Source organism: Actinomyces faecalis (assembly GCF_013184985.2).
Taxonomy (GTDB): domain Bacteria; phylum Actinomycetota; class Actinomycetes; order Actinomycetales; family Actinomycetaceae; genus Actinomyces; species Actinomyces faecalis.
This window is the reverse complement of the sequence record NZ_CP063418.1, coordinates 2,430,455-2,456,766: the sequence shown is the minus strand read 5'-3', so window position 1 is coordinate 2,456,766 and position 26,312 is coordinate 2,430,455. Positions and strand designations below refer to the sequence as shown.

Genomic DNA, 26,312 nt, shown 5'->3' with positions numbered 1-26,312 from the left:
CGTGTTCGCTACCTCTTCGCCACCGTCGCTACCCCTTCGTTTTTCTCGCTACCCGCCTGTGCGTGCGGCGGGGTAGCGGGCAAGACGAAGGGGTGGCGAACACAGTGAGGGGGTAGCGAGCGTACTGTCAGTGGGTGCGGTTGAGGCCGACATCGGCCAGAATGTGCAGCAACGGTTCACGGTGCCATGCGTCCTTCCATACCCAGCGCACGACTCGCATACCTGAGGCCTGCTCAAGGGCGATCTCGCGCCGGCGCTCAGCCTGGATGACCTCATCAAGGGAACGGCCGGACATCTGACGCCCGTACTTGACGTTGCCATCGAACTCGCCGATGACACCACGGTCTGGCCAGATGAAGTCGACACGTCCGATGAAGCGCCCTCGTGGGTCGCAGATCTTGGCTTGGAGACTCGGGGGCGGTAGGTGGTGCTCAAGCATGACCGCACGGCTGAGGCTCTCTCCTGGAGACTCAGAGCGTGGGTCTGCGACCTCAATCCACCGGCGGATGCGGATATTGCCTGCTGTATGTGGGTGGGCGTTCACGAGGGTGAGGAGCTGATCCTTGGTGACGCTTCCGCGTCGCAGGGCGTCGTCAAGACTCGTCAGGTTGGAGGCGAATGGCCGACGCCGGCCCAGGTCGACGAGGGTCTGGGCCACGCTGGTGACGCGGACTCCGTCGATCTCGATAATCTCGCAGTCCTCGGGGGCCGGGAGAGTGCGGGTCGCAGCGCTCGTCTTGCCGCCGCTGCGTCCACGCCGGACTAGCTGAACCCGGTCCGGGAGGCTACCGATCAGTGGTAGTCCATGGAGGACAGCCGCGGACTCGCGGGCGATGGCTGCCTCGGGGCTCAATCTGCCCACGAGCCGCAGTGCGCACACGCGGGTGAGGTGGCGCTGGCTGAGATCTAGGGCTGTGAACTCCTGGCGGTTGACGTAGGCGCCGCGCAGGAGAGGCATGAAGGGGCTGTCTGGACGATGCGCCGATCGGGAGAAAGCGCTGGGACTCACCCCGTGAAGAGGAAGGTCTTTGACCAACGTGATGGTGATGGGTGCGGTCCACATGTCACAAGGATTGCGCGGTGTATCGAGTGCCTGCTGGCGGCCTGTGGATCGATGTTCTCGCGGGTGTTGCGAGGGACGCCTGTGCAGCCCGGACACGTGCTGGTGGGGCGGAAGTGACCTGTGGGAATCTGGTGCTCCCTTTCCCATTATTCGCTACCCCTTGGTGACTATCGCTCCTCTTTTTGACGTTACCTCGGGTAGCAGGTGCGGCAAAGGGGTAGCGAACACGGTCAAGGGGTAACGGCAGCGGGCCTGCCCAGGGACCGGGCAGCCTCAACGGCGCGGCGGACCCTAGCCTCGTCGGTGCGCTGGGGCTCGCCCGGCGCGCAGTCCTCGCGGGAGCAGCGCATGTGGATCTCGCGCACCCCGGTCCGCTCGATGACCTCGGCGGTGTTCGAGGGGCGTACGTGGCCGGCGGCAATGACCCGGGGCCCGCCCGGGGTGCTCACGAGCCCGCGCAGCACCTCGGCACCTTCCAGCGCCGTAGCGGAGCCTCCCGAGGTCAGGACGTAGTCCACCCCTAGTCCGCCGAGGTCTCCGTAGGCCTCGACGAGGTCGCGGGTGACGTCGATCGCCTTGTTGAAGGTCACCGGTGCGCCGTCGGCCGTGTCCACAAGCAGGCGCAGCAGCCCGCGGTCGATGACGTGCTCGTCGGTGAGCACGCCCATGACGAAGCCGATCTCGACTGCCGGAGGCTGGGGTCCTGCGGCACCAGCTACTCGCTGTGGTCTGGTGTACTCGCTCATCTCCCTCGCCAGCGCAGCGATGCGTCGCACATCTGCCACCATGGCGCGGCCCTCGTCCGAGCTGAACACGAAGGAGCCGCCACGAGGCCGGATCATGACGCGCAAGCCAAAGGGGGCGGCGTCAGGTCGCTTGGCCCAGTGCGGACCTGCCAGCGTACGGCGGTGCTCGATCTCCTCCGCCGCTGCGAAGATCGCGGACTCCACCTCGCCGATCGAAGGCGTGGTGCCCCCAGCGCCGAGGTTGGCGCACAGTTCGGCGCGGTCAGCACCGGCGCGAGCGGACAGCCGGATCCCCTCAACGTTCTCCGTGCAGATCTCGACGACGACGTGAGGCATGTCCCGCCACGGCGTGGCCTCGGGAGGCGGAGGTGACAGGTGGCGCAGAGAAGGTGCCGTACCTGTGAGCCTCATCGCGTTCATGTCCTGAGTCTGGCACGTAGTCGACGACGACGTGCGGGTTTGCCGCCTGCGCCGGTGGCGACGCGACGTCGTCATCTCGTGTCCCACTCCTGGGGGACAATGTCCGCGCCCGCCCTCGCTCGTGGGCAAGGAGGAAAGTGCCATGTCCCACCCTGTCCGCGGCCGCGACGCCCACTCAGCGGCGTCGCCGGGCCTGATCTCGCGTCGTGGCCAGGTCGCCACAGCCGTCGCGGCTGCCGTGACGGTCGCTGGCGCCCTGGCACAGGCCTGGGTGCTGATCAGCCTGGGTCGCGGACTGGGTGCGCTCGCCACCGCTGGGTCCTCCGCGCGCGCTGGCGTCGCTCCCCCGTCCTCAGACTCAGCGATGGCCCCGGCAACCTCCTTGACAGTCCTGGCCGGCCCGACGTCGACCGCAGACTGGCGTTCTCTCGCGCTCCAGGCGGCGCTTGCCGCGCTGGTCGCCGCGGTCTGCGCCGGCGCCACCCAGCTTCTTGCCCGCGTCAGCGCTACCCGGGAGGAGGGGCACATCCGCCGTCGGCTGCTGGGACACCTGATGGGTCTGGGGCCGGGAGCCGTCGCTGAGACGCGTTCCGGCGCCACCGTCGCCCTGCTGACCGACGGCGCCGAGCGTGTCGCGGCCTACCGGCAGACCTTTCTGGCTCCCACGATCGCGGCGGTAGCCTCCCCGCTGCTGGTCCTGGTGCTGACGGCCGTGACTGTGGACCCCTCGTCCGCAGCGGTCCTCGCGGTGCTCTTCGTGGCGGTCCCCGGTGGTATCGCCCTGGCCCACAAGCGGCTGCGACGCTCCTCAGGAGGATCGCGCAGCCAGCGCACGCGCCTGGCGGCAGAGTACCTTGACGCGCTCCAGGGCCTGACCACCCTTGCCCTGGCCCGGGCAGCCACCCGCCGCGCCGCCCTGCTGCGCGAGCGCGGTGAGGCCAACCGGCGTGCCCTCATGCGGCTGCTGGCGGGAAACCAGCTCGTCATCCTGGTCACCGACGGCCTCTTCTCCCTCCTGCTGGTCACCGTCGCAGCCGCCCTGGCGCTGGCAAGGCTCAGCAGCGGAGCCCTCGACCTGGGCAGCGCCCTCGCCCTGGTACTGGTCTGCCTGACCCTGCTGGAGCCGCTGGACCACGTCGGCTCCTTCTTCTACGTGGGGATGGGCGGCATGGCGAACCAGCGGGTCATGCGCCGCCTCCTTGCACGCCGTCGGCCCACTGGTGCGGCGCCCGCGCACAGGCCTCAGCCCGACGACGACGCAGCCACCGGCGAGAGGACGCCTACCGAGCCTGCGGTCGTCCTGCGCGCAGTGAGCGCAGCCTGGCCGGCGCCGGTGACAGTCGGTGCCGGCCATCCAGGAGGACGTCCCGACGGACGGCCGGGACACCCGCAGCGGTCCGCAGGGCCGCGTCACCAACCGGGCGGCGGCCAGCACCCTGGAGCTCACCAGCCCGGTGCCAGCCTCCCGTCTGCCGTCGGTCGCCGGCCTGGTGCGGGTGCCCCGGGCGACGAGCGTCCAGGCCGGGATCACGGTGCCTCCCCGGTGCTGACGGGCGTGGACCTGGAGGTCCCAGCCGGTCAGAGGCTCGCCGTCGTCGGGCCCTCGGGCGCCGGCAAGTCGACTCTCATGGCACTGCTGTCCGGCGACCTGCTTCCGGCGTCAGGAACCGTGAGCGTCAACGGCACGGTCTCCACCGCTGACACGCAGGACCAGGTCAGAGCCGCCAGCGCCCTGGTGACCCAGTCCACGTGGCTGCTGACAGGCACCGTCGCGGACAACCTGCGCCTGGCAGACCCCACGGCCACGCCCCAGCGCCTGTGGTGGGCCCTGGAGGCAGCCAACCTGGCTGAGGAGGTTCGTGCCATGCCGCAGGGCCTGGACACCGCCGTCGGTGAGCAGGGTATGGGCCTGTCCGGGGGACAGGCCCAGCGCCTGTCCCTGGCGCGTGCCTTCCTGGCGGACCGGCCCCTGCTGCTCCTGGACGAGCCCACCAGCCAGGTGGACCTGGCCAGCGAGGCCCAGATCGTCCAGGCCATTGAGCGGCTGTCCGAGGGACGTACCGTCATCACCGTCTCCCACCGTGCCGGGGCGCTGACCGCCTGCGACCGCGTGCTGACCGTGGACCAGGCAGGTGCGCGGTGAGTGCCTCCGTCAGCCCTCGTCAGCAGCCGGGCCAGGACTCCCGCCGCAGCCCAGATGAGTCTCCTGCGAGCGCCAGTGCTCGTAGCCGCCCACGACCGCCCACGCTTGCGCTCGTGGCCTGGCTCGTGCGAGCCACCCGCCCTGTGCTCAGGCCGCTGGCGGCCTCCGCGGCCTGCCGCGTCCTCGCCCAGCTGCTAGGAGTAGGACTCTTCGCGCTCGCGGCCTGGGCGGTGGCTGACGCCGCCCAGGACCTGGTGGCGGGGCGCCACCCACGGCTGTGGCAGCCGCTAGCGGCCATGGTCGTCCTGGCCGCGGCCAAGGCGGCCTTGCGCTACGGCGAGCAGTACCTCGGTCACCTCGTGGCCTTCCAGTGCCTGGAGATCCTGCGTGCTGAGCTCTTCTCCGCCCTGGCTCCGCGTGCCCCCAGGGTGATGGTCACTGCCCGCTCGGGCGACCTCCTGGCGCGCGCCACCAAGGACGTCGACCGTGTCGAGACCTTCTACGCCCACACCTTCGCCCCGGCCGTCAGCGCAGTGGTGGTCCCCGCCGTGGTGCTCGTGGCGGTGGGTGCCGCCACGTCCTGGCCGGTGGCCTGTGTGGCAGTGGCGGCGACCGTCCTGGCTGTGGCCGTCGTGCCGACGCTGGGCTGGGGCGTGAGCCGTGAGTCGGCGCGTCGTGCCGTTGCCCTGCGGGCCGATCTCACCCAGCACGTCACCGACTCCGTCCAGGGCGTGCGTGAGATCGTCGGCTACGGCCGCACCGGCGATCGGCTGGAGGCCACGGCCGGTCTCGACGACGCCCTCGCCCGCGCGACCCTGCCACTGAGCCTGGCGCTGTCGCTTCGACGACTGGCGGTCCAGCTCCTGGTGCTCCTGGCTCCGGTGGCCGTGCTCGCCGTCGGCGCACCGGACGTGGTGGCCGGTCGCGTCAGCCTCGCGGCCCTGGCCGCTGCGACGGCGGCGGTGCTCCGGCTGGGTGAGACGGTGCGTGGCGTGGAGGACCTGGCCGGCGCGCTGTCGGGTGCCCTGGCTGCTGCTGAGAGGGTCCACGCCGTCGTCACCGCGGAGCCGGAGCTGGTCGACGGTGAGGGCGAGCTGTCCCACAGGGCGCACGAGCTGCGCTGGGAGTCGGTGACCTATGCCTATCCCGGTCAGTCGCGGCCGGTTGTGCATGACGTGAGCCTGACGGCGCGGGCCGGGCGGTGGACGAGCCTGGTCGGAGTCTCTGGCTCAGGCAAGACGACCCTGGCCCGGCTGGCTCTGCGCTTCGATGACCCGCAGACCGGGACGGTACGTGTGGACGGGACCGCGTTGCCGCAGGTATCGGCGGACTCCCTGCGCCGTGAGGTGGCGCTGGTGGCCCAGGAGGCGGCGCTGCTGCGCGGCACCGTGGCGGACAACGTCCGGCTCGCTGCGCCGTCGGCCACGCTCGCCCAGGTGGAGCAGGCCTGCCGGACGGCCTGCGTGCACGAGGACGTGGAGGCGGTGCCAGGCGGCTACGACGCCGTCGTCGGTGAGCGGGGCGGGAGTGTCTCGGGCGGGCAGCGCCAGCGCCTGGCCCTGGCTCGGGCGCTGGTGGCAGAGCCGAGCGTGCTCGTGCTCGACGAGTTCACCTCCCACCTGGACCCGGACCTGGACGCCCGGGTACGGGCGAACGTGCGGGAGTGGGCGCGTGAACGCGATGTCACGGTGGTGGAGGTGACGCACCGGTTGCACCAGATCGGGCTGGCGGACCACGTCGTCGTGCTCGACGGCGGGCGCGTGGTGCAGTCCGGGGCGCCCCAGCAGCTGCTGGACGAGGAGGGCGGCCCGCTGGCCAGGCTCGTGGCGCGTGAAGCGTCCTGAGGTTGGTGGGGCGCCCATCTGAATCGTGGTTTCTTGTACGGGACCGGGGGCTGCGCACCGCGTACACCCCGTTCCCGTACAAGAAACCACGATTCAGATGACGGGGACGGGTACAGGGTGAACGGGGCGGCGCAGACCAGGCTCAGACGTCGTCGACGTCGGCGTAGGACTTGGGGTCCTCAATCGGCTCCAGATGGGCCGACACCCGTAGGCGAGGATCCTCGGCGACGAGGTCGTCGATGAGCCGCTCGGTGAAGTCGTGCCCCTGCTTGACGCTCCACGCGCCGGGAACCAGGACGTGCATCTCGGCAAAACGGCGGTTTCCTGCCTCCCGTACGCGCACGGCGTGGAAGTCGACGACGCCGGTGCGGCGGTGGCGGTCGAGTACTGAGGTGATCCTGGCCAGCGACTCTGCTGACGGGGCGATGTCCATCAGGCCGGCGACGGAGTCACGAATCAGGCGGAAGCCGGTCCACATGATGTTCAGGCCCGCTCCGAGCGCCACGACGGCGTCGAGCAGGGGCTGGCCGGTGACGGCCACCAGCCCCACCCCGATGAGCACGGCCACGCTGGTGAGTACGTCCGTGGCCAGGTGCTTGGCGTCGGCGACCAGCGTCGCGGAGCTCTCCGCCGTGCCCTTGCGGTAGAGCACCCAGGCCACGGCGCCGTTGATGAGGGAGGCGAGGACCGAGATCGCCAGCCCGGCTACCAGCCGCTCGGGCATCGTGGGGCTGATGAGACGCTCGATGGCTGAGAAGATGATGAAGGCCGCCGCCACGAAGATCATGACGCCCTCGACGACCGCCGAGAAGTACTCCGCCTTGGAGTGGCCGAACTGGTGGTCCTCGTCGGCGGGCCGGATCGAGATGCGCAGCACGATGAGCGCGATCACGGCTGCGACCAGGTTGACCAGGGACTCCGCGGCGTCAGAGAGCAGACCCACCGAGCCTGTCATCCACGCGGCCCCGGACTTCAGGGCGATGGTGCCTAGGGCTGCCGCGATGGAGAGCCACGCGTAGGCGGACAGGTCCTTGGGCGGGGAGTAGCGCGGTGAGGTCATGAGCTCCAGTGTGCGTGCGGCCGGGGCGACGGGGCGAATCGTGTTTTCGGTGGGCCGCAAGGAGGAGGATGGGCCGGCACCGACGACGTGAGCGTAGAGGAGGAGCTATGCGTGTGGTGGGCGCAGACGCAACCCGCGCCCATACCGTAGGAGGACGCAGACGAGGGCGACACAGACGATCGTTGCTGCGGTCTCAGCTCGTCCTCGCTGAGGTCCTGCCATGAGTGGGGCCCAGGCTGCCACCTGGCCGAAGGCGTCCACTCCCCACAGCCAGCAGACGATGACGTACACACTGATGCTCGCCGCTCCTACCAGGTATGTCAGAGCCCAGCTGATGAGTCCTAGCATGCTGAGAAGAAGGACGAGGTTTCTGGTGAAGGTGGGGACGCCGGAACAGTGAGCCAGCATGCTGGTGATCCCTAGGATCGTGCTACAGACCAGCGCCAGGAGGACCGGAAGGTAGGGCCACCCCCGTGGGCTGTGGGCCTCTCGGGGGCCGAACCGACTCAGACATGCTCCGCAGCCGAGGGCAGGCAGAAGCGGCAGAGTGTTGGTGACAACGGCGTAGACGTCGAGCCGACCCGGAACGCGAACCGGACCATGCGGCAGGAAGAGGCACCCCAGGACGGCTGCCAGGCAGGTCATCATAAGGATGTGGATCCGGAAGTATCTCGCGATGGTCCATGCGCATCGGCTTACGGCGGTCCTACTCCTCACACTGCGCCAGGACACTGATCGCCTCCTGTAGTCGCCGTGTCGTCGTCGGGGTGTGGAGTGTGGCCGGGGTGATGCCGTCGACTACTGGCTGTTCCTGTGTCTCTCCCCGTGTCCCGATCCAGGCTGCCACCACAAGGTAGGCGTCTAGGGTCTGAGAGGAGGTCAAGGTGCAGGTGCGAGGGACGTACCAGGAAGACAGTGCGAGCAGGAGGCGTCCGTCGTCGGAGCGGAGAAGATCATCTCCTGAGAGGTAGAGGGTCCGGGGCCCGTCAGCCCTCGGGTCCTGAGAGATGGTGTCAGGGATTGGCACCTCGACCGTGGCAAGGTCAGTCAGGACGGGACCGAGCTGCTGTCTTAACGTGCTGGCTTGACTGGTGTAGCCGGGGTAGAGGCAGGCCTGGAGCGTGGCATTCCCAGTGTCTATGGCCGTGCAGGTGGTCTTTCCTGAGGGGTCGGGAGAGAAGCGGTTGCCCTCAAAGGTAGACAGAGAGCTACTGGCAACCCCAACCACAGCCAGCATGGCAAGTACCCATGCAGTACAGGCGCGTGGTGTGAGCGGTTTCCGTGCAGCACGTGCGAGAGCGGATCCTGCCAGGGCTACAAGGACGAGGCATCCGCCTGTGCGCCACGCCCAGGGGCCGGTACTGATCCTGAGCCCAGCCAAGCTGGCCGTCGCGCCCCCTGCTGACACGAGTCCGAGGCCAGAGCCAGCGATGTAGGAGGCCATGATGGCTGCGAATGCTCCCAGTAGCGTGATCACCGGGGTCAGGAGTCGTGGGACGAGCCAGCCGAAGAGCGTCCCGAGGAAGGACATGAGCACGCCGATCGTGAGGGCGGTGATCAGCTCAAGTGAGTCCGCGGGATGCGGTAAAAGTCCTTCGGTGCGGTTGAGGACGAGAGGTGAGGTGATGGCCACGGCGAGGAGAAGGCCGACGGCGTAGGTAGCGGTGACCAGGAGAGGGACAGAGGCAAGCGCACGGATGCCGCGAGGAGCACGCGTGATGATGTGGCGGCAGGCGTGGAGGCGACGGGCCTCCCAGGCTGAGATACCCGCCATGAGAGGGGCGGTGAAGATGACCGAGAAGGCGATGGTGTCTGCAGCGCGCAGCCACTCATATGCCCAGACTTGCCCACGGGCGTAGGTGTCGATGCTTGGCGTCAGGATGAGGACAGGAGCCCACCAGGCTGGTGAGCAGGAGGTGTGAAGAACGCTGCGTCGGTGTCCATGGCGGTCAGGCTGATGTGGTGAATCTGAGCCTGCGGCCGTCTCTCTCGCAGGAGAGGAAGCGTTGTCGTATGTCATGAGCCGTACGCACCATCAAGAAGCAGGGTGGTCAGAGCCTGCTGCAAAGTCTCGGTCCGTGATCCTGAGGTCCTGGCAGCGGTGAGGGAATCAGGTGAACCGCTCCAGATCATCGTGGAGCTGCTAAGGACCGCAACCTGATTGGCAATGAGCTCGAGATCGTCGATGCTGTGGGATGCCATCACGACGATGTGGGTTCGGGCGTAGGCGGAGATGGCTCGGCGACAGGCGGAGGCACTGACGAAGTCCAGCCCAGCGGTGGGCTCATCAAGGAGGAGCAGTAGGGGCTCATGGAGCATCTCCAGGCAGAGCATGGCACGTCTGTTGGTACCTCCCGAGAGCCGGGAGATACGAGTGTGGCGGTGAACGGCCAGGTCGAGGCTGTCCAAGAGGCTGTCAATGCGTTGGGCTGCGTCTTGCTCGGATAGCTTCCACAGCCAAGCGACGTAGTGGAGCGCCTCCTCGACGGTAAAGCTTCCCGGGAAGGAAGGATTCTGTGGGAGATATCCGATCTGAGGGCGTGAACGGTGGCGGCGAGCGTCGCTGTCGTCGTTAGCGTCGGAATCGGCTGAGGGAGCTATCTCAACTGAGCCTGAGTGGGGCAGGAGCTCGGCCAGGGCGAGAAGCAGGGTGCTTTTGCCGGAGCCGTTCTGTCCACATATGGCGGTGACACCTGGCTTGAGTGCCAACGTGATATCTGAAAGAACTTGGTGACGTCCACGTGTGACACTGAGATTAGTGATCGTGACGACGGGAGCCGCCTGCTGCGCTGACATGCGAGGTGCGTCAGTAGTTGAAGGACGGGTAGGCGGCGTCGGAGCAAGAGTCGGGGACGGGGAAACCCATTTGTGCGCAGACGTAGATCTCCCCCCGGGCCTTTGTACCAGTGGCGTTCAACCGGAAGGAAGTTGTGTAGGTACGTGTGGTGTTGGAAAACTCTGGGGTGGATCCGATATCTCGGAACTGCCACCCCACAGAACCGTCAGCAGCAGGTCCGTAAATGTATCCGCGCGTCGACCCGTAGACCGAATTCCCTTCCTGCTGACGATCTGTGATCGTGTAGGTGGTGGTAGCGCGTGTGTTCCCGCTGTTGGTGAACGAGCCTGATCCGCTGACTCGGACCGAGCCGTTGTACGAGGAGGATAGTGGCCCCCACGCCACGGCAGTAGCGGTCACGGGGATACTCAGGAGGACTAAGGAGACAGCTGAGAATATCGTCATGAAGCGTGTGATGGTGGGCGTGCTCATGATGCTCCCCTTTGAGCTAGTGCCGGCGCGAGTAACATCATCTTCGACTCACCCCCCTGCGTGTCAAGGCTGATGTGCTCGCATTTTCGATGCCTCGGACCTGGATCCAGGGGATAGGCGTTGTTGGCTAGGCTGTCGCCGTGCTCGCCCCAGTTCTTCACGCCGCCGTCGAGATGCCGGTCCCTGAGGCGTTGTCGAGCACCTTCCGTGCGCTCGACCTGTCCGGTGTCCTCCTCAACGGGATCCTGGGCGGCCTCATCGCACGTCGTAAGAACTTTGACCTCGTGGGCTTCGTGGTGCTGGCGATGCTCACCGCCACCGGGGGCGGCATCCTGCGCGACCTCATGATCCAGGCAGGCCCGCCCTTCGCGCTGACCGACCCCTACTACCTCTACACTGCCTGCGCAGGTGCGCTCGTGGCCTGGTGGCTTCCCTTCGGCTCGCGCCCGGCCAGGCGCTTCCTCGTCGTCGCCGACGCCGTCGTGCTCGGGACCTGGGCGGCTACCGGCGCCTCCAAGGCCCTGGTCAACGGCCTCGGCGTCATGCCGGCGCTGCTGCTGGGGTGCCTGACGGCGGTGGGCGGCTCGATGATCCGCGACATCTCCGTGGGCGAGACCCCGGCGGTCTTCGGCGGGAACAAGCTGTACGCCGTCCCGGCCCTGTGCTCGGCCGGGACGGAGGTTGCGCTCGTCGTCGTCGGCATCCCGGCCACCTGGGCGATGGTGGCGGCGACGGCGGTAGGTGCAGGTATGTGCCTACTGGCCTACTGGCGCTCGTGGCGGCTTCCGGTCTCCTCGGACGTCCAGCGTGAGCGCGAACGACGGCGAGCGGCGCGCCTGTCCGCAGGACCGCGGCGCAGGTGGCCGGTCGGGTCGGTCGGTGCACCCGATGAGGGTGGCACCGTGCGTGAGGGCTGGCGGCGCTCGCTCATGGGGCGCCCCCGGTGGGCGAGGCCAGTACCGCGCTCGACGCCGCGACGCCACGAGCCGCTGGACCCGCAGGACCTCTAGATCTACCGGCCCCGCAACATGAGGAACCGTGATGGCCTGTAGTCCCCTCTCCCATAGTCGCTGCTATCCCTTCGTTGTCGTCGCTACCCCGTTGTGTCCTTCGCACCCCTGCCGCACGCACGGCCGGGTAACGAGTGAGGTGAAGGGGTAGCGACGATCAGATAGGGGAGCTGGCGCTGGGATCTCAGACGGAACGGACCTCGGCGTCGTCGACCTCGATGGGTTGGGACGGGGTGGCGGCCTGCGGTGCGGGGGCGCCGAAGAGACGCTCCTTGACGGCCTCGACCACCTTGTCCGTGATGACCTCGCCCTGCTGGCGTGCGAAGCTCGTGGCCTTGGCTGAGGCTGAGTCGACCTTCTCGCGCACGAAAGGCTGCTCAGCCACTCGCGTGGCGGCGGCCTTGATGCGCTCGTACCGGGCGCGTCCTGCTCGGGTCCCGAGGACGTATCCCGCGCCGAGACCGAGGATGAAGGGGATCTTGCTGGCCATGGCTGCCTCCTGTGCTGGACGACGACATCGCGGGCGGTGGAGCCCAGTGCAGCGTAGCAAGAGGGTGGGCTGGCGATGCTCGTGCGGCGGGCTGGTCTGACGGGATGCTGTGCACCGCGAGAGCGTCGGGCGTGAGGCTGCTGGGACGCGTGACAGCGGGTGAGGGACGGTGCAGTGGTGTGGCCTGGGTGCTGGCTCCGTCGTCAGGCAGGGCAGCCCCACCTTCCTTAGGTAAGACTCACGTTGCTATACGGCAGTATTGATTGCTTCTACTATTAAGTCATGAGCAGGACCGAGACGACCACGAGCAGCACCCGCCCTCTGCCTGAGGACGCCGGGACGCCGTCGGCGCTCCCGGTCCTGGACGCCCGGGCGCCCCTGGACAGCGCGCTGAGCACCTTTGCGCTGGCTGACGACGCAGCGGCCCACGCCCCCTCAGTGCCGAGCAGCACGACTGACCAGCGGGACCCGCGCGACGCCGCCGTCTCCCTGGCCTCACGGCTGAACTGGCTGCGCGCCGGGGTCCTGGGCGCGAACGACGGTATCGTCTCGGTCGCCGGCCTGGTGATCGGTGTTGCCGCAGCGACGCCTGAGAACACGAGCGCGATCCTGACCGCCGGCGTCGCTGGCGTCCTGGCGGGTGCGGTCTCGATGGCTGCGGGCGAGTACGTCTCGGTCTCGACCCAGTCGGACACGGAGCGGGCGCTGGTGGTACGCCAGCGTGAGGAGCTCGCCCAGGACCCGGAGGCGGGCATTGACGAGCTGGCGTCCCACTACCGGGCCAAGGGGCTGAGCCCAGCCACCGCGATGACGGTGGCTCGCGAGCTCACGGCGCACGACGCCGTCGGCGCGCACCTGGAGGCTGAGCTCGGCCTGCGTGAGGACGAGTACACCAACCCGTGGCACGCAGCCTTCTCCAGCGCGGTGGCCTTCATCCTCGGCTCGCTGCTGCCGATGCTGGCGATCGTCCTGCTGCCCACAGCGGTCAAGATCCCCCTGACCTTCGCGGCGGTCCTCGTGGGACTGGCACTGACAGGTGGTGTCTCGGCACGCCTGGGTGAGGCGCCGGTGCGACCGGCTGTCATCCGCAACATGGCCGGCGGGGCGCTGGCGATGGCGGTGACGTGGGGGATCGGGCACCTCATCGGGGTCTCGGTCTGACCTGGAGCGTGGCCTGCGCGTGCGTGAGGCCTGTGTGAGTGCGAGCGTATGTGGGTCTGCGGTGGCACGTATGGCGTCGTGACGGCTGGTCGGCCCTGTTCCAGCCCTCTCCCGCACCGTCGCCCTCGCCCCGGAACACTCGCTCTCGTAGCGGGCCGCTGCGAAACTGACTGTTGAGAGGCGAGAGCGAGGGCGCTGGCCAGGTCGATCCCGCCCAGCCTGCCCCGACTACGCCTCGCCCTGGGTGATCCACCGCGGCAGCGTGCGGGCCAGGGCGTAGCCGTCGCGCCCCTGCACCACCGGGACGTCCGCCTCAGCCAGGGTGCGCGCCTGCGGCCCCAGGCCCATCGGGTGGGCGATCTGGCTGCCGGCGAGCACCTGCTCCTTCTGGGACAGGCGCCGGATGGCCACGGCGGCGACCCGGTCAGAGTGCTCACGCACGACCTCAGAGTAGATGAGCAGGTCGTGCTGGCCGTCGTCTCCGATGAGCAGCCACTGCACCTCCGGCAGGTCGATGAGGAGACGCCGCAGCTCGGTGCGCTTGTGCTCGATCCCGGAGCGGAACCAACCGGTGTTGGTCGGTCCCCAGTCGGTCATGAGCATGGGCGCCTCAGGGACGGAGTGCTTCTTGAAGAAGGAACGCAGCGTCGGCACCGCGTTCCACGCCCCGGTCGACAGGAAGACCAGCGGTGCCTGCGGGTGGGCCTGACTGACGCGGGTGAGCAGCTCCGGCATCCCCGGTACCGCCTCACGGTTGGAGGCGTTCTTGACCAGGAGGTTCCAGCCGGCGATGAAGGCGCGAGGGACGTTGGTGACCATGACGGTGTCGTCGATGTCGCAGACGATGCCGAGCTGGGGACCGGGCGCCACGATGGTGACACGAGTGTGCACGGTCCCGGCACCGGCAGCGTCGATCTCCACCTCGTGGCAGCCAGGCTCCAGGCCGTGGTCACGGACGACCACGTCCACGTACCCGCCGCGGTCGGCACGAGTACGTACCGAGGCGCTCCCCACACGGATGGTGACGGGCAGGTAGGGGACGGGCACGTCAATGAACTGGCGCCAGCCGCGTTGGGCGTCAATGAGGGAGTCCAGCGCGAGGTCGCGGACCTCGGTAGCGGTGGCGGGCAGCGAGTCCGGGATGGACCGGAAGAGCGGTCCCTCGGCCGGCGCGTCCTGCGGACGCATCACCATGCGTGCCAGGACGCGTGCCATCGAGCCCCGGTCGCCAGCAGACCCGTAGCCGTGATAGGCCACCACGCGCGGTCGCCAGCCGCGGGCGCGTAGGGCCGGGATCATGTCCCGGTGAAGGAGGTCCTCGGCGGCGCGGGCGATGTCAGAGAACGGCACACCAGGATCCTAGCGGGGACGTGCCTGTCGTGGCTCAGGCGCGATCAGGGCTCGGGCTACGCGGCCTCAGCGCGAACGGCCTGCCGGGTCGGGACGTGCTGGGACGCCAGGCGTCGCGCCTCGTGAGCCAGCACGATCCCGGTGCCGATCGCCCACAACGTGTAGGACGATCCCACGACGGTCGCCCACACCGGCCAGTCCTGCTCCACGTGGTTCTGCTCCGGGAACCACCACTGCATCGCCAGGACGAACACCGTCACCCCAGCGGCCACCGTGCTCGCGAGCGCAGGGGAGTCCCACCGGCACGCCGCGACGGCCAGCGCGATGAGCGCCGGCACGCACCACACCCAGTGGTGGGACCAGGAGATCGGGGAGACAAGCAGTCCCAGCGTCATCGTGACCGTGACCTGGAGACTGAGCACGGTGCCGCCGTCCGACGGCGTCGCGGACAGCCCGTTCAGACGGCGCAGCAGCATCCACGCGCCGGCCAGTGCGGCAAGCACCGCCAGCGCCCACACCGGCGTCCACAGGCTCTCCGGCAGCCACCGTGCGACCAGGCCCTTGAGGTTCTGGTTGCCGGAGTAGTCGGCAAAGCCGGCTCGCCCCGGGTCCCACATGGCGGAGAGGAAGAACTGGGTGGACTCGCGAGGCGAGACGAGCCAGCACAGCGCGGTCACGCCGGCTGCGGATCCTGCCATGGTGGCCGCGGCACGCCACTGCCTGCGAGCCAGGAGAACCAGCACGGTGATCGCCGGGGTCAGCTTGAAGGCAGCCGCAAGGCCCGACAGCACCCCGTGCCACGGTGAGCGCACGGGGACGACCAGCAGGTCCAGTGCCACGAGCATCATGAGGACAGCGTTGACCTGGCCGTACTCCATCGACTTGAAGGCCGGCTCGATCACGTTCACGCCGACCAGCGCGGCCCACGGCGCCAGCGCCCAGGCCTGTCGGGAACGCGCCCCGAGCGCACGGGCCGTGGCCCAGGCCGTCACCCCCACGCACGCGGGCGTGGTCAGCACCAGCAGCACCTGGACGCTGCGGTCGTCCAACCAGGTCAGCGGTGTGAAGGCCCAGGCGGCAAAGGGCGTGTAGGTGAAGGGCCACAGGTACTGGTCCGGGTTGGCCCACCAGTCGTAGAGGCTGCCGCCCGCCCGCCACTGGGCGACGGCGTGGTAGTAGATCCACGCGTCGAGCTTGAACAGGGGCTCGCCCGCCTTGTCCCAGAGCCTGGGGTAGCAGGCGACGGCGACGGCGCACCACGCCATCACCTGGGTCCATGTAGGCTCGGCCCACCGCGTCCAGCGTCCTGGACCCATCAGCCCAGGTGCCCCTGGGTGCGGGCGCCGCGCAGGGTGCGCAGGCCGACGAGCAGAACCACGACGCCGATCCACGCCGCGCACATGGTCAGGGTGTACCCGCCGCGGGAGGCGGCGACGTCAATAGCCTGGCCGCCGAGCATCGACCCCAGTGAGACACCGATGTTCATGGCGGTGCCGATCCAGGCCAGCCCCTCCGTCAGCTGCCCGGGGGCGACCGTGACCTGGACGATGTTGTTGCCCGAGGTGATGGTGGGGGCGGTGCCCAGCCCCACCAGGACGTAGAGGACAGCAAGGACCGCGAGGTTGGGGGCCAGCAGGAAGGTCGAGGCCCCCAGGGCCAGCCACACCATGCCGACTCCCAGCTGCTTCCACAGCGGCCAGCCCCAGGTGCGTGCGCCGTAGACGAGCGCGGCGATGAGCGAGCCCGTGGCCCAGCAGGCCAGCGCCACGCCGGAGAAGCTCTTCTGGTCCAGCTCGGTGGCGAAGGCGACGGCGGAGACGTCGTTAGCGCCGAACATGATGCCGGCGCACAGGAAGATGAGGACGATGGCTCGTACCGACCCGTAGGACAGGACGGAGGGGAGCCTGGCCGGGGCGAGGGCGTCGAGGTCGGTGGCTCGTGCGTCGTCGTCAGCCGCTCGACGGCGGGCACGCGCCGGGGCCCGCGGGTGCGGCGTGGGCTCGGTGGCGCGCTGGGAGAGGAACCACAGGCCGCCGACGAGCTGGAGGGTCAGGGCGACGATCCAGCCGCTGGTCACCGGCAGCACGGGCGTCGTGCACAGGGCCGTGGCCAGCACAGGACCGATCATGAAGGAGACCTCGTCCAGGGCCGCCTCCAGGGAGAAGGCGGTGTGGACGTCGTCGGGGGAGTCGAGCAGGGTGGTCCACCGTGAGCGCACGAGCGAGCCCATGGACCCTCCCAGGCCGCCGGCCAGGCCCGACAGGATGATGAGCGTCCACAGCGGCGCGACCTCCTGCGTGGCGACGATGAGGCCGAGCAAGGAGGCGGAGGAGCCTAGGAGCGCTGGCACCATGACACGGGCCTGGCCGTAGGAGTCGACCAGTCGTGCCAGGAGGGGAGAGCCGACGGCGGCCGCGATGATGTTCGCCGCGCTGACGGTACCGGCGGCGGAGTAGGAGCCGTACAGGCCCTGGACCGCCAGGATGGTGGAGATCCCCACCATCGACATGGGGAAGCGCGCGAGCAGGCCCGCCAGGGAGAACTGCCAGGCGCCGGGCCTGACGAGGATCCGCCCGTAGGTTGAGGTCATCCGGTGCATGGGAGGCTCTAGCGAACCGTCCCGAGGGCGTCCTCGCGTGAGAGGGAGAATCCCTGACCGCTCACCTGGCTCCAGCAGCTGATCGCCGCCTCGGTCGCGGTGCAGGCGAAGGAGTCGTTCTTGGCTGAGGAGCCGTAACTCAGGGCGGCCCCTCCCACGGCGCCGGCGCCGCCGCAGCTGCCCAGCGCCTGGCCGTCCTTGGTCACCGTCACGGTGAAGGGGGCGGTGGGGTCAGAGCTGCAGGAGGCGTCCTCGGGAGTGAAGTGGTGCTCGTTGATCGTGCAGGAGACGGAGTCCTCGCCCAGGGTGCAGGCGATGTTGCCGCTGGGAGCGGAGAAGGAGCCCATCTCGACGGCGCCGGTGGGGGCCGGCGCGCGCAGGGCCTGGCTCTGGGTGGGGGTAGGGCTGGGTGTGGGGGACGGCTCGGCGCTCGGGCTGGTCTCCTGCGTGGGAGCGTCCTGGGTGGCGGGAGCCTGTTCCTGCTGGGCCTGGCCCGTGGGGGCGCTCGCGGTGGGCTCGTCACCACCGGAGGTGGAGAACCACACGACGATCGAGATAACCAGGACGAGGGCCACGGCGGCCAGGATCGCCAGCACGATCGTGGAGCGGCGCCGTCCCGAGGGCTCCTGGCTCTCAGCGACTCCGACGCCGAAGACCCCGCTGTCCGAGCCTCCCGCCCAGGTGGCGGGCTGGGGGACGCCAACCGGGGACGGGCCAGGCTGGACGACGGGCGGCACAGCGGCTGTGGCTCTCGGGGACGTGGATGCCGGGTAGGTCTGCGTCGCCGGCTGGGCGGCGGAGGCTGCAGAGACGGTCGGGGCGCTCTGGGGCGTGGGGAGCGCAGTCATCGCTGCTGAGTCAGCAGTGGGCGAGGAGAGCACCGAGGTCGGGGCCACCGCGTCACCAGCAGCGGGGTGGCCGGTGGCACGCGAGGCCAGCGCGGCGTCGACGGCCGGGTCGCCCAGCGTGGCGAGCCAGTCCAGCAGGGCCGGGTAGGTCCGCGGGTTGGTGGCGATGTAGGGGCGCAGGCCAGGGTAGTTCTGGGCGAGCTCGTGCAGGGTCGCGAGCTCGGCGTTCGGGTCGCTCGCGCGTGCGACGAGATCGTCCTGAGACCGAGACATGCTGTAGTCCTCCTGGGTTATGCCCACTATGGCACGCGGGGCCCCGTGACGAAGGGGCGTGGCTCGCGGCGTGGTCAGAGGCTGACGGGCTCCGACTGGAAGAGACTACCTGAGCGAGGCAGGCTCAGCCGGCGGCCTGTACCACCTCAGGCGCGGCGTCGTTCCGAGTGCCCTCCAGGGGCTCGGTGCTGGTGGTCTGGTCGATCACGGGCACGGCGTGCGCGGGGACCTCAGCGCCTACTGCTCGCAGGATGAAGACGTCGAGCGCCTCCAGATAGGCGGCCCGGGCGTCCGCCTTGGTGGGCGTGGGGCGGCCTCCCATGATGGCGGCGTGGATCAGCGGCATGACGATGCCGGGGTCCTGGCGCGGGATCACGCCCTTGTCCATCGCGTCGGTGAGGATCTGGGAGAGCATCTGCATCATGAGCCCGGCGTGGGTGCGCAGGCGCCCGGCGGTACCTCGCGAGACCGAGTGCGCCAGAGGTCCAGAGGTGGGGAAGTGGTAGTGGCGCTTGAGGAGCGCCTGCTGGCGCACGTAGACGCGCAGCCGGTCGATCGGGTCCTCGATCCCGGCCAGGGCGCGTGAGAGCTGCTCGGAGTAGCGCGCGGTCTCGTGCTCCATGAAGGCCAGGAGGAGGTCCTCCTTGTCCGCGAAGTGGTTGTACACGGCTGTGCGGCCCACACCGGCGTGAGTGGCGACGTCGGACAGCGTGATCTTGTCGAAGGAGCGCTGGCTCATGAGCTCGGACAGGGCGTCAAAGAGCGCCGTACGCATCCGCTCGCGGTGCTCGGCGAGTGAGCTCCCCATGATCTTTGGCATGAGGGAAGCCTAACTCAGAAAGTGACGGATCTGGGAAGGGTGTCACAAAGCGCTGCCTTGGTAGGCACCCAGGCTGCTACTCGTGGCAGGCGGAAGCTGCTGCCAGGACGGCGTCCAGGATCGGCAGGTCGGCGGGAAGCCAGGGAAGTTCGTGGGCTCGCTCCAGGGCGATCCACCCCAGTGACTGGTGCGAGCTGCCCTGCACCGGGCCTTGGGCGGCGTCAGCTCGCTCGGCGAGCCACACGCGCATGCGGTAGCCGTGCATCGCGGGCCAGGCGGGCTGATCGTCACCGGGCCAGGGGTGGTCGACGACGGCGGAGCCCACCGTCGTAGGGTCGGCGGCGGGCGCGGCTACGGCGAGCAGCGGCGTCGGTGCGACCTCAGCGCCTAGCCTGACCTCCAGGCTGATCTCCTCGCGCAGCTCGCGGGCCAGGGCCTGTGTCGGCGTCTCTCCGGGCTCGACCTTGCCGCCCGGCAGCTCGTACTGGCCCGCGTGCTCAGCGGGGTAGGAGCGGGCCGCGCACAGCATGGCGGTGGGATGGGCGAGGGAGTCGAGGACTGCGGCGGCGACGACCAGGCGTGAGGCGTGCTGAGAAGTCTGTACAGAGGTGGAGGGGCTCATCTCTTCAAGGCTAGCGTTGCCCGCTCATCTCCCGCCTGCCGTGCAGCTCCCCCACTGTGTACCTCCTCATCGCGTCGCTTTCGCCCCTGAACAGTCGCTTTCGTAGCGGCCCGCAATGAAACCGACTGTTCAAGAGCGAAAACGATGAGGTTGATGGCGCGGAGGGGGAAATTGCCATCTCCCAGCCCGTGACCAGGACGTCCTGCCACGCTGCAGCCGTGATCGCGTCCATGCCTGTGTCCCTGACTGTGCCCTTGGTCGATGTTTTGCCAGCGCTATTCCTGGCGGGCCCCGCTCCCGCCGCTGCGGCCCGGCTCCCCACCGGCACAGCCCAGCTTCCTGCTGATACCGCCCAGACCCTCACCTGGACCGACCTATGGTCTGCGCTTTCCCAACGTACCACCCCGGTCGAACCTGCCACCGTCGCCACCCTCTGGCCGGCCCTGGTGATCCTCGCGATGTACCTGGCCTGGCCTCCTGCCCACCGCTGGGGACGCACGCTGGTGACGGTGGTGCACGAGGCAGGGCACGCCGCTGTGGGCATCCTGGTGGGGCGACGCTTCCGTGGTTTTGTGGTGGCCAAGGATCTCTCCGGTCACGCGGTGACCTCGGGCAAGCCCCGTGGTCTCGGCCGGGTCTTGACCACCTGGGCTGGTTACCCCGCACCTGCATTCCTGGGCGCGGCACTGGTCGCGGCGGCGCTGCGTGGCTGGAGCGGTGCGGTGCTTGCCACGGGTCTGCTGGTGCTGCTCGTGCTGCTGGTGATGTCGCGCTCACTGCGCACGGTGGGCGTGGTGCTGGCGGTCGTCGCGGTGACAGGTGGGTTGTGGTGGCTGGGCGGCCTGTGGCGCGCGGGTGCCGTCGTAGGCGTCGGCCTGGTGCTCCTGCTCGGCGCGTGGGGCTCGCTCGGCGACGTCGCCCGTAGCGCCAACCGCCACCAGGACCATGGCACCCTCGCTCGGCTCACGCACGTGCCCGCATGGTTATGGCTGGTGTCATGGTTCCTGGCCGACGGCGTCGCCACGGCATGGGTGGGCTGGCTCGCCTGGGGGCTCGTGGTTTAGACGGCTGGCGGGCTGAAACTGGGGAGCACGAGAATCGCCTGTGAGACCGGGACCTACCGCCTACGCACTTGTGCGGCCCAGGAAAAATCCCGTCCCTGGCACGATGCCAGCCGTGCCAGGGACGGGGGATGGACAACTTCCAGCCTCAGTACTGGTTGCGCACTGAGGCGTGCCCGGCCACGCGTCGCACGAGCCAGCGTGGGCTTATCCGCAGGGCGGCGTTGACGGCCAGGTAGCGGAGCGACGGCGTACAGATCACCTGTCCACGGCGTACCGCGGCGAGCGCCTCGCGTGCCACGTCCTCGGCACTGAGCCAGGCGAAGGCGGGCCAGGCGTCCTCATCCATCTGCGCCCGTGCGTGGAACTCCGAGTGGGTCAGGCCGGGGTTGACGACGGTTGCGGTCACGCCCGTGCCACGCAGCTCGGAGGCCAGTCCCTCGGTGAAGGTACGTACCCAGGCCTTGTGGGCGGCGTAGGTTCCCATGGCGGTCAGCGCCGTGGCGGAGGAGACGTTGAGCACGGCGCCGTGCCCTCGGTCAACCATCCCGGGCAGGGCCGCGTGGGTGAGCTCCATGACGGCTCGCACCATGACGGACATGGCTCGGCGCTCCTGCTCGACGTCACCACCGACGAGCTTCTGACCCACGGCGAACCCGGCGTTGTTGACCAGCAGGTCCACCGGCCGCTGGGCGACCTCGGCGGGGCGTGGTCCGGCGGCGCGTCCCACCTGCAGGCGCTGCGCGACGACCTCGATGCCGATGGGCTCAGACAGGTCGGCGGCGATGACCTGGACCTGGGCGCCGGCAAGCTGCCTGAGGTCCTCGGCCAGCTCCTCCAGGCGTGAGGCCGTGCGGGCCACGAGGACGAGGTCGTGCTGGGCGGCGGCCAGCTGCCAGGCGAGCTCCAGCCCGATACCGCTGGTGGCTCCGGTGACGAGTGCGGTTCCCATGGCATGAGCCTAGGTGAGCGTCGGCGCGGGTGGTACCCGGCTCGGCTAGCCTGCCCCCATGCGCCTGGCTACCTGGAACGTCAACTCCGTCCGCACTCGTGTCGACCGCGTCATCGCCTTCCTGGAGCGCGAGGACATTGACGTCCTGGCGATGCAGGAGATCAAGTGCAAGCCCGAGCAGTTCCCTCGCGAGCCTTTTGAGGCCGCAGGCTACGAGCTGGCCGTCCACGGCCTCAACCAGTGGAACGGTGTGGCCGTGGCCTCCCGGGTGGGGCTGTCCGACGTCGTCACCTCCTTCCCCGACCAGCCGACCTGGGAGTCGGCGTCCCTGGGCGGTGCGGTGGTTGAGGCCCGTGCCCTGGGGGTGACGGTGGGTGGCCGGCCGGCCTCGACGACGGCGTCCGTGCCCGGCGTTGCAGCGCGCGCCTGTGCCCCGGTGCGGCTGTGGAGCCTGTACGTCCCCAACGGTCGCGAGCTCACCCACCCGCACTACACCTACAAGCTGGACTGGCTGCGTGCCCTGCGCGAGAACGTGGCCGCCTGGCTGGACGAGGACCCGAACCTCCCGCTGGCGCTGGTGGGTGACTGGAATGTGGCCCCGCGCGACGAGGACGTGTGGGACATGGCCGCCTTCGAGGGGGCGACTCACGTGTCGAGCCCGGAGAGAGCAGCCTTTGCGGCTTTTGAGGAGGTAGGCATGGAGGAGGTGACGCGCTCGCGGGTCACCAACTACACGTACTGGGACTACCAGAAGCTGCGTTTTCCACGGAACGAGGGCATGCGGATCGACTTTGTCTACGCGTCACCGACGCTTGCGTCGCGGGTGAGCGGTGCCGCGATCGACCGGAACGAGCGCAAGGGCAAGGGGGCCTCGGACCACGTTCCGGTGATCGTGGACATCGACTGACCGAGCCGGGGCCGGTGCGCCCTTCGCCTTGCTGGGCGGGACGTGGGGCCCACGTACACGGTGAGGCTGTTGCGGAGGTCTGGCTGTGCTTGCCAGGAGGCGTGGTGAGACCTTGGTCCCCTGCGTGCCTACGGCGTACCCGTGGGGATTTACGGCGTGAGCAAAGGGGAAAGTGGGGAGTGAGCTGGGTGCGCCTGCCTACCAGCTGGACAGTTGACGCCGCCCTGTTCACCGGTGGTCTGTGGAACCTCGACCTGACCCGCGTCAAGAAGAACCTTGAGGAGACCGGCTGGTCGGTGAACAACGTCGGTTATGACGGGCGGTTCGATACCAACCCCTCGGCCAGTCGTCTGGCTGACGTCTACGGATACGGTCCGGCGGGTCTGGGTGGTGCGACCATCGTGACTCCGGGCTCTGACGTGACGGTGCCGGTTGACGGAGGTGTGAGCGGCAACGGCACGATCCACGTGGAGATCTTCCAGTACATCGAGGCCCATGACCTGGAGATCCGGGTGGGAGACGACTACAAGGCGAGCCACTCGCTGGAGTGGATCCGTTCCTACGACCTGACCCAGCTCGCGAACGGCGGCTCTGACCTCGGGTCCGTGACGACGACGGAGGAGGACAAGCCGGAGCAGCGCCGCGTCCGGTCTCGGTCGTGTCCGAGGTCGACAACCAGGTACCAGGGGTCTACCCGGTGACCTTCTTCCTCAGCCTTGACGGCGGCGAGGCCGTCTACAAGCAGGTCAAGGTGACGGTGCACCCGAACCTGTACTTCGACAAGAACTCCACGCAGTACGGGGACACCGGGGAGAAGGACCTGGGCATGGTTGAGGCGACCTACACCCTCACGGCTGGAACAGCAAGGCTGACGGCAGCGGTGTGGTCCTCGACGTGAACGAGAAGGTCGTCAGGAACGCCACCTGCTACGCACAGCGGAAGAAGACTGCGGTGCCGTCGCCTGCGCCGAGCCAGTCGCCTGAGGGGACTGCGGCGCCGTCTCAACGGAAACCCGTGGAGCGGGTGACGGGAATCGAACCCGCGCTGTCAGCTTGGGAAGCTGAAGTTCTACCATTGAACTACACCCGCGTGCTCACCGTGCGGTGAGGTGCGGGAGCAGCATACCCTACGTAGGACCCTGTTCTGCAAATGACCGAGAGGCAGCAATGACCACCACACCCCAGCCCTCCGATCCCCTGTCCTCGGGATCGGCCCCGCTGTCCTCCGCGTCGGCGGACGCCGGTAGCGACCAGTTTGGTCAGGTCAATGCCCAGGCCTACGGGCAGCCGGTCTCGGGATACTCCCAGCAGCCGTACGCTCAGCAGCCTTACACCGACACTGCGTACGCCCAGCAGCCCTATACCCAGCAGCAGCCCTACACGGACCCGACCTACGCTCAGCAGGCTTACGCCCAGGGTGCTCAGGCCTATCCCCAGGGCTACGCCCAGCCCGGGTACGTGGACAACCAGAAGTCCAAGCTGGCCGCGGGCCTGCTCGGAATCTTCCTGGGAGGCCTAGGTATTCACAACTTCTACCTCGGGAACACCGGCAAGGCTGTCACCCAGCTGCTGATCTCCCTGATCTCGCTGGGCTTCCTCTCATGGGTCTCTGCGATCTGGGGCATTGTCGAGGGAATCCTCATCCTCACCGCTCAGCCCGGCGCGCAGCCGTGGGGCACGGACGCCCGGGGCGTTCCGCTCAAGGAGTGAGGCCTGTGGCTGCGACGGCCGGGTAGGCGCCGTCGTCGTCCCGATTCTCGTGCCCTACCCAGCCGCGGCTGGCACAATCAGTCCCGTGCTGCTCTCTGATCGTGACATTCGCGCTGAGCTCGACGCCGGACGCGTACGCCTGGACCCCTACGACCCCTCGATGATCCAGCCTGCGTCTATCGACGTGCGCCTGGACCGCTGGTTCCGTCTGTTCGACAACCACCGCTACCCGGTCATCGACCCCGCGGTCGACCAGCCTGAGCTGACCCACCTGGTGGACGTCGGCCCCGACGAGCCCTTCATCCTCCACCCCGGCGAGTTCGTCCTGGGCGCCACCTACGAGCGCGTCACCCTGCCTGACGACGTCGCCGCGCGTCTGGAGGGCAAGTCGAGCCTGGGGCGCCTGGGCCTGCTCACCCACTCCACCGCCGGTTTTATTGACCCCGGCTTCACCGGGCACGTCACGCTGGAGCTGTCCAACACCGCGACGATGCCGATCAAGCTCTGGCCCGGTATGAAGGTGGGCCAGCTGTGCTTCTTCCGCCTGTCCAGCCCGGCTGAGGCGCCCTATGGCGCCGGCGCTACGGGCTCTCGCTACCAGGGGCAGCGCGGCCCCACGGCCTCGCGCTCCTACCGCAGCTTCCTGCGCACGCGTATCGAGGACCCCGGCCCGCTGGCCGACGGCGTCGCCTCCTTCTCGGACCTGCCCTCCCACGGTGGCGGCCGCGAGGGTGGTGCGCGAGCGGCGGCGAGCCAGGGCCAGGCATGAGCGGCGACGTCGAGCGCCAGCCGGACCTGTCAGTCTCCCTGCCCACGGACACCCTGACCTTCTCCGTGGCCGGAATGCTTCCGGTGGGTCGTCTGGAGGAGCGGCACGCCCTCGTCCTGGCCGACGACGTCACCCCCGAGGAGGTCGAGGCCCTCGCGGTGTCCCAGGACGTCCAGGCGGGGTGGGTGGGGGCCGCACGCCTTCAGCTGCTTCCCGGCGCTGAGCTGCAGGGCCCCTGGCCGCTCGACAGCGAGCTGCGTGCGCTCATAGGGCTGCCGGAGTGGGCGGCCAGCCTCATGATCCTGGAGTGCGAGCCGGAGCGTCGGGGAGCCTTGCCGCCTGAGCTGGCGGGTACCGACCCGGTGGCGGACGCGTTCCCGCTGGCTCAGCCAGCCGGCACGGAGCTGGTGGCCCTGACGCGCCTGCAGGCGATCGCCCGCCGCTTGGCCGGGGCGATCCTGCTGCGTGGAGACGCGCCTGCAGGAGCGGGCAACGGGGCCGGTGCGGGTGAGCCGGCCGGTCGGCGGGTCCAGGGCGGCCGGCCGCACGTCGCCAGCAGGCCGAGCGTGGGCGTGCTCGTCCAGCCTGACCCAGGTACCAGCGTCAACCTCGACGTCTACGCGCCGGTGTGGCTGACGCCCGACGCCTGCCAGGCCGTCCTCGCGCCGGTTCTACCCGGAGCCCGGCCTCAGCTCGTGCCGCAGGCGCCCGAGGGGCCGACGGGTCTGGCTGCCGTTCCCCAGGAGGAGCTGGACCGGCTGACTGAGCTGCTCGGGGCTGAGCGCCTGGACCGGGCGTGGTCCGCCGCCCGGCAGCGTGAGGAGGAGGCTGCGGCGGCCGCAGCCGGGGCGGCCCGAGCGGGCTTGCCGCTGGAGGAGGTGCGTACGGGCTACGCCGTCGTCGCTCCGGTGGACGAGGACCGTCCCGGTTGGGGGCACGTCGAGGTCCAGGTCGAGGCGGCCGAGTACGTGCCGCTGGCCGTGGCCGGGGAGCCGTGGGCCGTGCAGGGCGTCGTCGTCCACCAGATCGTGTGGCGGCCGCTGGACCTGGCTGATCGTGACCCTGCTCGGCTGACGCGTACGCGTCGTGGCGAGCGTGAGGCGGCTGCTGCGCTCATCGAGGCTGCGGCCCGCGCTCTGATCGAGGCCGCCGGCGGCCAGGCCCTGGACGAGGACGGGTTCCTGGTCTCCTTGTAAC

At 69.1% G+C, this 26,312-nt stretch carries 25 protein-coding genes and 1 tRNA gene; 11 read left to right on the top strand and 15 right to left on the bottom strand.

Translation table 11 applies throughout. The features are described from left to right. Positions 1-127 precede the first annotated feature (127 nt). Positions 128-958 carry a hypothetical protein gene (locus HRL51_RS10555; protein WP_235954000.1) on the bottom strand — a complete coding sequence of 277 codons (831 nt, stop codon included), beginning with the start codon at positions 956-958 and terminating at the stop codon, positions 128-130. A gap of 335 nt (positions 959-1,293) precedes the next feature. Further along, complete coding sequence (locus tag HRL51_RS10550) at positions 1,294-2,220, bottom strand: copper homeostasis protein CutC (protein ID WP_172192024.1); 927 nt, start codon at positions 2,218-2,220, stop codon at positions 1,294-1,296. A 151-nt stretch (positions 2,221-2,371) separates the two neighbouring features. Between HRL51_RS10550 and HRL51_RS10545 the strand changes: the two genes are divergently transcribed. Further along, positions 2,372-4,372, top strand: a complete 2,001-nt coding sequence (locus HRL51_RS10545; RefSeq protein WP_244960171.1) for an ATP-binding cassette domain-containing protein — start codon at positions 2,372-2,374, stop codon at positions 4,370-4,372. Then, on the top strand, positions 4,369-6,216 hold the full coding sequence (locus HRL51_RS10540; protein ID WP_244960170.1) for an ABC transporter ATP-binding protein: 1,848 nt from the start codon (positions 4,369-4,371) through the stop codon (positions 6,214-6,216). The genes HRL51_RS10545 and HRL51_RS10540 overlap by 4 nt, the downstream gene beginning before the upstream one ends. Positions 6,217-6,358: 142 nt before the next feature. Here the strand turns inward: HRL51_RS10540 and HRL51_RS10535 are convergent, their stop codons facing one another. The 4 genes from HRL51_RS10535 to HRL51_RS10520 form a co-directional block, all read right to left on the bottom strand. Beyond that, a complete protein-coding gene (locus tag HRL51_RS10535; protein WP_172191736.1) occupies positions 6,359-7,276 on the bottom strand; it encodes a cation diffusion facilitator family transporter in 918 nt (305 codons plus the stop codon). Positions 7,277-7,982: 706 nt separating this feature from the next. Then, positions 7,983-9,050 (bottom strand): DUF7224 domain-containing protein, encoded by a 1,068-nt coding sequence (locus HRL51_RS10530; RefSeq protein ID WP_172191734.1) that lies wholly within the window; start codon positions 9,048-9,050, stop codon positions 7,983-7,985. Between the two features lie 242 nt (positions 9,051-9,292). Beyond that, on the bottom strand, positions 9,293-10,072 hold the full coding sequence (locus HRL51_RS10525) for an ATP-binding cassette domain-containing protein (protein WP_172191732.1): 780 nt from the start codon (positions 10,070-10,072) through the stop codon (positions 9,293-9,295). Positions 10,073-10,082: 10 nt separating this feature from the next. Next, positions 10,083-10,544, bottom strand: coding sequence for a hypothetical protein (locus HRL51_RS10520; protein ID WP_172191730.1), 462 nt, complete (start codon positions 10,542-10,544; stop codon positions 10,083-10,085). A 173-nt stretch (positions 10,545-10,717) separates the two neighbouring features. Here HRL51_RS10520 and HRL51_RS10515 point away from each other — a divergent pair, with 173 nt between their 5' ends. Next, positions 10,718-11,554 (top strand): trimeric intracellular cation channel family protein, encoded by an 837-nt coding sequence (locus HRL51_RS10515; RefSeq protein WP_172192018.1) that lies wholly within the window; start codon positions 10,718-10,720, stop codon positions 11,552-11,554. A gap of 184 nt (positions 11,555-11,738) precedes the next feature. Here HRL51_RS10515 and HRL51_RS10510 read toward each other — a convergent pair whose 3' ends face one another. Next, positions 11,739-12,044, bottom strand: coding sequence for a YtxH domain-containing protein (locus HRL51_RS10510; protein ID WP_172119249.1), 306 nt, complete (start codon positions 12,042-12,044; stop codon positions 11,739-11,741). A 282-nt stretch (positions 12,045-12,326) separates the two neighbouring features. Here HRL51_RS10510 and HRL51_RS10505 point away from each other — a divergent pair, with 282 nt between their 5' ends. Further along, positions 12,327-13,205, top strand: a complete 879-nt coding sequence (locus HRL51_RS10505; protein ID WP_218957636.1) for a VIT1/CCC1 transporter family protein — start codon at positions 12,327-12,329, stop codon at positions 13,203-13,205. Between the two features lie 228 nt (positions 13,206-13,433). Here the strand turns inward: HRL51_RS10505 and HRL51_RS10500 are convergent, their stop codons facing one another. The 6 genes from HRL51_RS10500 to HRL51_RS10475 all read right to left on the bottom strand — a co-directional run bounded on the left by HRL51_RS10500 (position 13,434) and on the right by HRL51_RS10475 (position 19,717). Next, positions 13,434-14,555, bottom strand: a complete 1,122-nt coding sequence (locus HRL51_RS10500) for an App1 family protein phosphatidate phosphatase (protein WP_172191728.1) — start codon at positions 14,553-14,555, stop codon at positions 13,434-13,436. A 56-nt stretch (positions 14,556-14,611) separates the two neighbouring features. After that, positions 14,612-15,820, bottom strand: a complete 1,209-nt coding sequence (locus HRL51_RS10495) for a glycosyltransferase 87 family protein (RefSeq protein WP_244960169.1) — start codon at positions 15,818-15,820, stop codon at positions 14,612-14,614. A 50-nt stretch (positions 15,821-15,870) separates the two neighbouring features. Further along, a complete protein-coding gene (locus HRL51_RS10490; RefSeq protein WP_172191724.1) occupies positions 15,871-17,145 on the bottom strand; it encodes an MFS transporter in 1,275 nt (424 codons plus the stop codon). A gap of 17 nt (positions 17,146-17,162) precedes the next feature. Continuing rightward, the gene (locus tag HRL51_RS10485; RefSeq protein WP_172119253.1) at positions 17,163-18,275 is read right to left on the bottom strand and encodes a variant leucine-rich repeat-containing protein; all 1,113 of its coding nucleotides are present in this window, start codon (positions 18,273-18,275) and stop codon (positions 17,163-17,165) included. A 124-nt stretch (positions 18,276-18,399) separates the two neighbouring features. Further along, the gene (locus HRL51_RS10480) at positions 18,400-19,095 is read right to left on the bottom strand and encodes a TetR/AcrR family transcriptional regulator (RefSeq protein ID WP_172119254.1); all 696 of its coding nucleotides are present in this window, start codon (positions 19,093-19,095) and stop codon (positions 18,400-18,402) included. A 76-nt stretch (positions 19,096-19,171) separates the two neighbouring features. Then, complete coding sequence (locus HRL51_RS10475) at positions 19,172-19,717, bottom strand: (deoxy)nucleoside triphosphate pyrophosphohydrolase (RefSeq protein WP_172191722.1); 546 nt, start codon at positions 19,715-19,717, stop codon at positions 19,172-19,174. 218 nt (positions 19,718-19,935) lie between these two features. On the opposite strand from HRL51_RS10475, the gene HRL51_RS10470 reads away from it, so the two are divergent. Next, a complete protein-coding gene (locus HRL51_RS10470; RefSeq protein ID WP_244960168.1) occupies positions 19,936-20,781 on the top strand; it encodes a M50 family metallopeptidase in 846 nt (281 codons plus the stop codon). Positions 20,782-20,926: 145 nt separating this feature from the next. On the opposite strand, the gene HRL51_RS10465 is transcribed toward HRL51_RS10470, so the two are convergent. Then, positions 20,927-21,730 carry an SDR family NAD(P)-dependent oxidoreductase gene (locus HRL51_RS10465; protein WP_172191720.1) on the bottom strand — a complete coding sequence of 268 codons (804 nt, stop codon included), beginning with the start codon at positions 21,728-21,730 and terminating at the stop codon, positions 20,927-20,929. 58 nt (positions 21,731-21,788) lie between these two features. Between HRL51_RS10465 and HRL51_RS10460 the strand changes: the two genes are divergently transcribed. From HRL51_RS10460 to HRL51_RS10450, 3 genes are all read left to right on the top strand, one after another. Further along, positions 21,789-22,637 (top strand): exodeoxyribonuclease III, encoded by an 849-nt coding sequence (locus HRL51_RS10460; protein ID WP_172119257.1) that lies wholly within the window; start codon positions 21,789-21,791, stop codon positions 22,635-22,637. Positions 22,638-22,825: 188 nt separating this feature from the next. Next, positions 22,826-23,338, top strand: coding sequence for a hypothetical protein (locus tag HRL51_RS10455; RefSeq protein ID WP_172191718.1), 513 nt, complete (start codon positions 22,826-22,828; stop codon positions 23,336-23,338). After that, entirely contained in the window at positions 23,296-23,535 is a 240-nt protein-coding gene (locus HRL51_RS10450; protein WP_172191716.1) for a hypothetical protein, read from the top strand. Before HRL51_RS10455 ends, HRL51_RS10450 begins: the two co-directional genes overlap by 43 nt. Before the next feature lie 117 nt (positions 23,536-23,652). Here HRL51_RS10450 and HRL51_RS10445 read toward each other — a convergent pair. Then, a tRNA-Gly gene (locus HRL51_RS10445) sits at positions 23,653-23,726 on the bottom strand. A 77-nt stretch (positions 23,727-23,803) separates the two neighbouring features. Here HRL51_RS10445 and HRL51_RS10440 point away from each other — a divergent pair. The 3 genes from HRL51_RS10440 to HRL51_RS10430 all read left to right on the top strand — a co-directional run bounded on the left by HRL51_RS10440 (position 23,804) and on the right by HRL51_RS10430 (position 26,311). Next, positions 23,804-24,346, top strand: coding sequence for a TM2 domain-containing protein (locus HRL51_RS10440; protein ID WP_172191714.1), 543 nt, complete (start codon positions 23,804-23,806; stop codon positions 24,344-24,346). 85 nt (positions 24,347-24,431) lie between these two features. Further along, on the top strand, positions 24,432-25,115 hold the full coding sequence (dcd, locus tag HRL51_RS10435; protein ID WP_172119342.1) for a dCTP deaminase: 684 nt from the start codon (positions 24,432-24,434) through the stop codon (positions 25,113-25,115). Then, positions 25,112-26,311, top strand: a complete 1,200-nt coding sequence (locus tag HRL51_RS10430; RefSeq protein ID WP_172191712.1) for a hypothetical protein — start codon at positions 25,112-25,114, stop codon at positions 26,309-26,311. Before dcd ends, HRL51_RS10430 begins: the two co-directional genes overlap by 4 nt. Position 26,312 lies beyond the last annotated feature (1 nt).